11 protein-coding genes are annotated in these 7313 nt (G+C 53.7%); 2 read left to right on the top strand and 9 right to left on the bottom strand.

The annotated features are described in order from the left end of the window. Window positions 1-38: 38 nt before the first annotated feature. From MJ122_RS29870 to MJ122_RS29845, 6 genes are all read right to left on the bottom strand, one after another. Complete coding sequence (locus MJ122_RS29870) at window positions 39-287, bottom strand: major capsid protein (protein WP_239747195.1); 249 nt, start codon at window positions 285-287, stop codon at window positions 39-41. Window positions 288-300: 13 nt separating this feature from the next. Beyond that, window positions 301-552 carry a hypothetical protein gene (locus tag MJ122_RS29865; RefSeq protein ID WP_239747194.1) on the bottom strand — a complete coding sequence of 84 codons (252 nt, stop codon included), beginning with the start codon at window positions 550-552 and terminating at the stop codon, window positions 301-303. 1 nt (window position 553) lies between these two features. Then, window positions 554-775 carry a hypothetical protein gene (locus MJ122_RS29860; RefSeq protein ID WP_239747193.1) on the bottom strand — a complete coding sequence of 74 codons (222 nt, stop codon included), beginning with the start codon at window positions 773-775 and terminating at the stop codon, window positions 554-556. A gap of 16 nt (window positions 776-791) precedes the next feature. Further along, a complete protein-coding gene (locus MJ122_RS29855) occupies window positions 792-1211 on the bottom strand; it encodes a DNA-binding protein (RefSeq protein ID WP_239747192.1) in 420 nt (139 codons plus the stop codon). Between the two features lie 434 nt (window positions 1212-1645). Beyond that, complete coding sequence (locus MJ122_RS29850; protein WP_345772990.1) at window positions 1646-1981, bottom strand: DUF5447 family protein; 336 nt, start codon at window positions 1979-1981, stop codon at window positions 1646-1648. Between the two features lie 17 nt (window positions 1982-1998). Next, window positions 1999-2271, bottom strand: coding sequence for a hypothetical protein (locus MJ122_RS29845; RefSeq protein ID WP_045217776.1), 273 nt, complete (start codon window positions 2269-2271; stop codon window positions 1999-2001). Between the two features lie 464 nt (window positions 2272-2735). On the opposite strand from MJ122_RS29845, the gene MJ122_RS30220 reads away from it, so the two are divergent. After that, entirely contained in the window at window positions 2736-4892 is a 2157-nt protein-coding gene (locus tag MJ122_RS30220) for an ATP-binding domain-containing protein (RefSeq protein ID WP_239747190.1), read from the top strand. 3 nt (window positions 4893-4895) lie between these two features. Next, window positions 4896-5570 (top strand): DUF2290 domain-containing protein, encoded by a 675-nt coding sequence (locus MJ122_RS29830; protein WP_239747189.1) that lies wholly within the window; start codon window positions 4896-4898, stop codon window positions 5568-5570. A gap of 283 nt (window positions 5571-5853) precedes the next feature. Here the strand turns inward: MJ122_RS29830 and MJ122_RS29825 are convergent, their stop codons facing one another. Genes MJ122_RS29825 through MJ122_RS29815 form a run of 3 tightly spaced genes read right to left on the bottom strand, consistent with a single transcriptional unit; the run spans window position 5854 to window position 6952 of the window. Beyond that, the gene (locus tag MJ122_RS29825; protein ID WP_239747188.1) at window positions 5854-6147 is read right to left on the bottom strand and encodes a type II toxin-antitoxin system Phd/YefM family antitoxin; all 294 of its coding nucleotides are present in this window, start codon (window positions 6145-6147) and stop codon (window positions 5854-5856) included. 24 nt (window positions 6148-6171) lie between these two features. Next, window positions 6172-6687 (bottom strand): hypothetical protein, encoded by a 516-nt coding sequence (locus MJ122_RS29820; protein WP_239747187.1) that lies wholly within the window; start codon window positions 6685-6687, stop codon window positions 6172-6174. After that, window positions 6680-6952, bottom strand: coding sequence for a DNA-binding protein (locus tag MJ122_RS29815; RefSeq protein WP_239747186.1), 273 nt, complete (start codon window positions 6950-6952; stop codon window positions 6680-6682). The genes MJ122_RS29820 and MJ122_RS29815 overlap by 8 nt, the downstream gene beginning before the upstream one ends. Window positions 6953-7313: the final 361 nt, after the last annotated feature.

Raw genomic sequence — 7313 nt, 5'->3', positions numbered from 1 at the left:
GGCGAAGAAGGCCCCCAACCACACCGACCACAGCACGCTTAGGCTTTGCGCAGCATGCTGTAGATGAGGCCGGCCACCGCGAGGATGACCAGGGCGGCAACCACATAGCCGCCGATGGTCTTCATGTCGCCCTGGCCATCGGTCATGGCGGTTTCCACCGCGCTGGTGTCGATGACGCCCGCGAAGGCCGGCAGCGAGGTGGCAGCGGTGACGGAACCGGCGATGCACAGGTTGCGGAACGAGCGGACCGGGTTGAACTTGGCGATCTGTTGTTTCATGGCGTTCATGGTGTTTCCTCTGTCATCTGGCTTTACGAAGAAGTGACGCGACCCAGCCAGTCAAAAGCCCCGTCACGAATGCCCCCATGACGCCCGCAGCACCGATGCTGAAGGCCTCCAGAGAGAAGCCGCCGTTGACCAGAATCTCAATGGCTCCAGCGGCTTCGGGCGGAATGAGGTAGGCCTGTTGCCACTCGATCTGCTGGCAGCGCATGAGGCCGTCCGCCGTGGACGCCCAGCTGGTGCAGACCTGAACGGCAACCACGCCTGACATGTCAGCGGGCCTCCTTGCGGGGGCGGTCGCACCAGCTCCAGAAAGAGCGCAGGACGAACCACCACAGGGCGAAGAAGGCGAACGCAGCCGCGACCACAGCGATCACGGAATCCAGCGGGTAGGGTTCGAGGAATTCGCGTACCGCACGCACGGCAGGCGATACGACGCAGAGGATTGCCACGTACAGAACCCAGCCAAAGGCGAAACGGAGCGGCGCTTTCATCTACCTACCCTCGCCGTCAGGACTTGCTGCTGTCGGAAGGCTTCTCAGCGGCGGGCTGAGTCGGGCGCTGGGCTTGTGCCTGGGGTTGAGCCGGGCGAGACACAGGAGCTGGTGCGCTGGCTTCTTTGCCCACTGCCAGCAGTTCGGTCAGCACCTGGGTATTGGTGGTGCGGCCGAAACGGTCCTGAGTCGGGCGGACGACGCTGGCGAACTTGCAGAGCACCGGGGCGCCTTCGAACACGATGGAATCCAGCAGGGTCGGCTCAACGTTGTACTCGCTGATCTCGAAGCCCTTGGCGTTACCGCGAGCGGTTTCCGGGATCGGGGAGATGGCCTGGACGCTGGCGAAGATCTCGCCGGACTTGGTGGAGGTGTAGGTGTCGGTCTTGGTGACCCAGAGTTCGACTACGCCGCCAGTGGTTGCAAACATGTTCATGTGAAGCTCCTTTGCCTTTTTCGGGCATGAGTTGGCCCGCTGCTGCAAATTGGGCGCGTTGGTGGCCGTCTTTCAGCGGGTGTGGTGGTGCCTGGGTTTTGCGGTGGTGCGTGCGGTGAGTGGGGAAAACACCAAGGGCGCGGCCCTTGTCATCCCGCTCTCGCCGCCGAGGGCTCAGGAGCGCGGGGCGGTGGTGCTGCCCCTCACTCCCGAGCGGAGGCTATTCAAGGTGGGGGGCGGTCAAGGGTGCGCTTCGCCCGGCGCTCCGTTTGTCCGAACGAGAAAGCGCGTTCGGACAAGCCGGTGCGGCGGCCCTGGACCTGGCTGGCCCAGGCAGGGATGGTGTGGCGAACGTGGTGGCGGCCAACCACAGCGCCAACCGCCAGCAGGACGAGCCAGAAGATCAGGTGCGGGAGCGGGTTAGAGACCATGGCTCAGCCCTCCAGCTCGAACGGCTCGCGCACAGGGACGAAGGGCGTCGGCATGCCGCTGTCGTAGATAACGTGCCAGTACTTCGGGGGACGGAGAGCGGGCATGTGTTTCGCGCAGGTAAAACCCCGTTCCACCCGGTAGGTCGAGTGGATCGAGCGCCACACTCCCGCGACCTTGGCCATCGTAGTAACGACCGTGAAGACTCGCGTAGGGCGGCACTCGGTGCAGAGTATGAACTGGGAGGCTGCGGGCTTCGCCAGTTCGCGACTGGACCAACAGACAGAGCAGGCGCAGTCCGGGGCGTGAGGTTGACGCAGATAGCGGTTGAGCGGAATCACGGCGCATCCCTCCCCGGTTACTCATCGTCGTAATCTCCTTGGCAGAAGATCGACTTACCCCGGTCGAGGTCGCGGCGGATTTTGTGGAGGTTGATGACGCGGCGGCGGCCAATCTTGGCGGTCGGCACAGTCTTGGTTTCGACCCAGCCGCGCACCACGTCTTCCGTGATGTCTTCCAGCCCCAGCATCTGTGCGAATACCGCCTGGGAGCAGAACGGAGCGGTACGGAAATCCGTGACCTTTTCCATCGCGCCTGTGACGGTGAACCCCACTATTCCAGACTCTTCCATGGTTTTTGCCCTATAATCGAACCATTCGCAATCAATTCACTGAAATAATTTCAGTGATCTATTGAACTGAATGGTAGCCAAAGCCCACGCTCAGTGAAATAGTTTCAGAGAGTATTTTTATACCTTTATGGAATCAATACAGAGCAGAGCTAGAACCTTAATAGATAAGGCTGGCATAGATCGATTGGTACGTCATGGCGAGATCAGTCACTCGCGATGGCAGAGCGTGCGTTACAAAGACATCCGCATGAGTACTGAGGAACTAGAGGTATTGCAGAGCCTTTTTCCTCAATATCGGCTCTGGCTTATCAGCGGCGAGGTAATGCCCGACACCGGACAAGTAAGCCCAGAGTTCGATGAGGCCAATCGAAACTTGGCAGGACAAAACGCGGGATAGCGATCACACAGGAAGTAGCTAGTCGCTGGTACGCCCGAGTCGGTGCCAAGTGTTCAAGAAAAACTAGGTGAGAAAGGAACGCCCTCCACCTAAGCCGGGGAAGATAATGAAACAGCCAGTAATCGGAACCAAAATTAACAACGAGGCAATAGACTCACTCATCGACGCCTTAGAGGCAGTTGCAGATGAGGAAGCAGCTTTCTATGTGGGCTACCCTGTTGCCGCAACCATAGACGCCTCAGTTAAAATCCCGGCTCTGCTAATTTCTCCCCAATACGGTCTCGTTTGCTTCGACGTTAGGCCAACAGCTAAAGCAAATGAGTTATCAGAGCTTAAAAGCAGCCAAAGAGGGATAGTTCTCCCCCTTAAATCGAAGCTTCTGCAGCACACAGAATTAGCCGGAGAGGATGACCTTGCATTCAAGGTCAACGCAATTACGTTCTCCAACAATGCAGATGACGATCAAGCACTAATCGACAACAAAATTGTCGGCCCCAAGAATTTGGAAAACGCCCTTCAAAGCTGCAGCCCCTTCCCTACCGGGCTACTCAAACAAATAAACGCAGCAATAGAACGAGTGGCAAATATTCGCCCGAAGGCAAAAAGAACTATTGCGGTAACTCCAAAAAGCAAAGGTTCAACTCTAAAAATAATTGAGAACGAGATTGCAAACCTCGACTCCTGGCAAAAAGCTGCAGCAATCGAAACACCTGACGGCCCGCAGCGCATAAGAGGGCTTGCGGGCTCTGGCAAAACCATCGTACTGGCACTGAAGGCAGCCTACCTACACGGTGAACATCCGGATTGGAAAATCTGTGTAACGTACCATACTCGGTCGCTAACACAGCAATTCAGCTCGCTAATCAAGCGATTTTATTTCGATGACTATCGAGACGAGCCCAACGATATCAATCTGCAAATCATGCACTCCTTTGGTTCAATGGGCCAAAGAGGCGTATATGCCGAAATATGTCTCGCCTACGGAATTCCGCCTAAAGACTTCGGATATGCCAAACGAACCTATGGATTCAATAATGCATTTCGTGGAATTTGCACAGAACTTTTAACCGTAGTAGAAAGGGATCCCAAACCACTCTTCGATGCAATTCTAATCGACGAAGCGCAAGACCTTCCAAAAGAGTTCCTACGCCTAGCATATCTTTGCACAAGAAAGCATCGCGTAGTATGGGCATATGACGACCTCCAGAATCTTGGAGATTACCAAATGCTTTCTCTCAAAGAGACTTTTGGAACAGATGAGCACGGAGACGCCCTTGTAAGGCTGGAGAACGAACCTAAAAAGCCTCGACAAGACATTATACTTCCTAAGTGCTATAGAAACACCCCTTGGACCTTGGTCACTGCTCACGCCCTGGGATCAGGAACTTATCGCGACCCTAATATGGTGCAGCACCCTGACGACCCACAACTTTGGTCAGATATTGGATATAGCGTCCGGGGTGGCGATCTAGAGCTTGGAAAACACGTAGTATTGCAAAGGAGCGCAGATGCTTCTCCAGACTTCTTCTACGAGCTCATGGATCCCGAAGACTGTGTACAGTTCTACCGCTTCGGCTCAGATAGAGAGCAATTCCTAGCTGTAGCGCAAATGATTAAGGAAGACATTACTGCCGGCGAGCTTTATGCACACGACATTGTCGTTGTCTTCCCTAATGCAATTGATGCTGAAAAGAGAGCGATGTACCTCCGCCAATTCCTTGCGGATCAAGGGATAGACTCGCATATAGTTGGAGTCACCAGCAGCAAAGACTCGTTCCATGCGGAAGGGAAAGTTGCTCTAACAGGACCATATCGAGCAAAAGGCAACGAAGCTCCGATGGTGTACTTGGTTGACGCCGACTGGTGCGCATCCGGCTTTGAACTTATCAAAAAACGAAACATACTTTTCACGGCAATCACTCGATCCAGAGGCTGGGTCAGAGTATTGGGCCTCAATCAGGGAATGGACTTGCTAATGCAAGAATTCCAAAAACTGAAGAGCAAGAGCTATAAGCTAGACTTTAAGATCCCAACTCTTGAAGAGCTGCGTCAAATGCGCACTCTGTACCGAGATCTTACTAGCGACGACAGAAAAAAAGCTGATGACTTTAAGAAGGCATTCGACAAGCTAAATGCTAGCGGATTAGAAATGCAGGCGATTCTGCAAACCCTTCCGAAAGATACCATCGAGCAAATGCTCAGAGCGCTTAAAGACGCGGAGTAAAAAATGGCAAAGATTGCCACGGAGATCGCGCATGGATACTCACTACTTCAAGAGACATTAATTGAAAAAGGCCTAGTAATAGACGCAAACAATCTTGTAAGAACTGAGACAAGAGAAAGTATCAGTCTTTGCTGGGCCTCTGCCCCCAATCTTTCATACTTATTTGGGGGCCACACAACCATTGATCACTACATCGAAACACTAGAAAGACGCGACTTTAATTTCGCCTTTATAGATGGCGGAATCATGCAAATCTTCTACAAAATAGAAAATGAAGAAATAACGAAACACAGATTATGCTACGTACCCTGCCCGATAGATTATAAGAAGGAAGAATGGGAGGGATACACTATTGACGAAGTTCTCTCTTTGCAAGACAACAAGTCTCTCAGAGAGAGCATAAAAATGGCTTCCCCTGTAAGATTCGACTTTGACCTAAACTTCAGAGACGAAAAGCATGAACACTCTCACGTCACTATTAATAAAGACTCCTGCAGGGTCCCTGCTTACGGAGCCATTAGCCTAGGGCACTTTGCACGTTTTATTCTTCGATATTTCTACGAAACAGAGATATCTATAGAAGCCGATCTCAACGAGGTTCGGCCAACTCTTTATCGAAGAACACTTCCCCACGAAATGAGTCATGAACTTCATTTCGATACATCGACAAGTTACTAAATACATTTCGATGATGCACAGCCTCTCTCGCCCCTCAAACCTGAGGTGACTACATTAGGACTTTCGCCTGAAATAGTGGGGTAAACTGAGGCTCTACCGTCTTTGATAGGCCCGATTTACAAGGCATCAGGGTAGCGCAGGGACGCTCTCATGCGATTCATAATGCTGATGTCCCAGGTTCAAGTCCCGGTGTAGCCACCATATCTCGAAAGGGGTTTAGCGAAAGCTAAACCCCTTTTCTTTTGCCTGTAGAAAACCACAGCGCGGCATACATTCTGCGTCGTCAGTCCTTCTTCCCGCCCCAGCCAAACTCCTCGCCATCGACACCGCCCAGCGACTTGAATCGCTCGTAAATCCGGCTCCCTAACTGAGCTTCCGAGCGGGCGAGGTGTGCGGAGTTTGCAGGCGACCTCAATAGATGGAGGGTTTCCATCAGGCCGTTGAAGTGCCCCATCGATAGCAGCACCACATCGGCGCCTGCTTCCCCTCGAATGACAATGGCTCCCTCCCTCGCCACAATACCGTCAATGACCTTCTGCAGATCCTCGGCAGCCTCCGCGAACGCGATAACGCGCATAGCACTCCTCTCTCTTCTTTCCTCTCAGAATCCCCACTGCCGCCTGAGTTCGATAAAGTCCCGCGCCGCCGCTTCTGTGCTGGTCAGCTCCTGCTCTAGGGCGGGTAGGCTGTAGCGGGTTTCCTTGCGAGTGATCGAGCCCGGTAGGCCGGGAGCAAGGTTAGTGACTTCCTGCTCGTAGTAATTGAACACCCAACCGCCGTGGATGAATGCATTGCGCTTGGCGCGGATGCGGTCCATCACTGCATACCACGCATTGAACTCGCGAAGGCACTCCGCCTCCCCGGCATGGCGACGCGCGATAACTTCCCGCAGCGCATCCATCTTCGCCTTCAGGGAAAGGCGCTCGATCAGTGGATTTAGCAGCACCGGCTCGCTGCCGCCCACCAGATGGCGCAGGCAGAGGTCGAGGTTCAGTTCGAAGCGGGAGAGCTCCATCACCATACGGCCAATGAAGCTGCCGACAGCAGACCGAAGTTCTGCCTCTGAAAGCAGCGACGACATATATTGCGCAATGCTAAATGCACAGGACTCATTCATCACTACATTCTCTTGCGCAGAAGACAGACTTGCCCCGGCCGAGGTCGCGGCGGATTTTGTGAAGACTAATGACGCGACGGCGGCCAATCTTGGCCGTGGGGATCGTGTGGGTTTCGACCCAGCCGCGCACCACGTCTTCCGTGATGTCTTCCTGGCCCAGCATCTGGGCGAATACCGCCTGGGAGCAGAACGAAGCGGAACGAAAGTCCGTGACCTTGTCCACTGCGCCGGTAACGATGAGCCCCACTATTCCAGACTCTTCCATGTGAAATCCCTATAATCGGACAAGACGTAACCAGCACTCAACTGGAGTAATATTTACCCATGAGTAAAGGCTACTCCCACAACCAAGGCGAGTAAAGGTTACTCTTTGCGGGAAATGTCTATGGATCCTGTACGAAATAGAGCATTGCAACTGATCCGAACTGTCGGTCCTAAACACCTAAGCGAGCTTGGGGGCAAGAACTACGACCGCTGGAGAAATATCAGCGGGGGGAAGATAAGGATCAGTACAGAGGAAGTCGGCATCTTAGCCGAGGCGTACCCTCACTTTGCTCTTTGGCTAATATCAGGAAGGATTGAGCCAGAACACGGGCATCGGAGCCCTGAGTATGATGAAGCTCACC

Origin of the sequence: Pseudomonas sp. DP-17 (genome assembly GCF_022380625.1) — a bacterium.
In the GTDB taxonomy this organism is placed as follows: domain Bacteria; phylum Pseudomonadota; class Gammaproteobacteria; order Pseudomonadales; family Pseudomonadaceae; genus Pseudomonas; species Pseudomonas nitroreducens_A.
Note: the sequence above shows the minus strand (reverse complement) of the source record. Positions and strands in the feature narration are given on the sequence as shown.

Excerpts from the sequence above, each read along its gene's own strand:
- MJ122_RS29870 (WP_239747195.1), bottom strand. The coding sequence starts at position 287 with ATGAACGCCATGAAACAACAGATCGCCAAGTTCAACCCGGTCCGCTCG.
- MJ122_RS29855 (WP_239747192.1), bottom strand. The coding sequence starts at position 1,211 with ATGAACATGTTTGCAACCACTGGCGGCGTAGTCGAACTCTGGGTCACC.
- MJ122_RS29860 (WP_239747193.1), bottom strand. The coding sequence starts at position 775 with ATGAAAGCGCCGCTCCGTTTCGCCTTTGGCTGGGTTCTGTACGTGGCA.
- MJ122_RS29865 (WP_239747194.1), bottom strand. The coding sequence starts at position 552 with ATGTCAGGCGTGGTTGCCGTTCAGGTCTGCACCAGCTGGGCGTCCACG.
- MJ122_RS29825 (WP_239747188.1), bottom strand. The coding sequence starts at position 6,147 with ATGCGCGTTATCGCGTTCGCGGAGGCTGCCGAGGATCTGCAGAAGGTC.
- MJ122_RS29830 (WP_239747189.1), top strand. The coding sequence starts at position 4,896 with ATGGCAAAGATTGCCACGGAGATCGCGCATGGATACTCACTACTTCAA.
- MJ122_RS29845 (WP_045217776.1), bottom strand. The coding sequence starts at position 2,271 with ATGGAAGAGTCTGGAATAGTGGGGTTCACCGTCACAGGCGCGATGGAA.
- MJ122_RS29815 (WP_239747186.1), bottom strand. The coding sequence starts at position 6,952 with ATGGAAGAGTCTGGAATAGTGGGGCTCATCGTTACCGGCGCAGTGGAC.
- MJ122_RS29820 (WP_239747187.1), bottom strand. The coding sequence starts at position 6,687 with ATGAATGAGTCCTGTGCATTTAGCATTGCGCAATATATGTCGTCGCTG.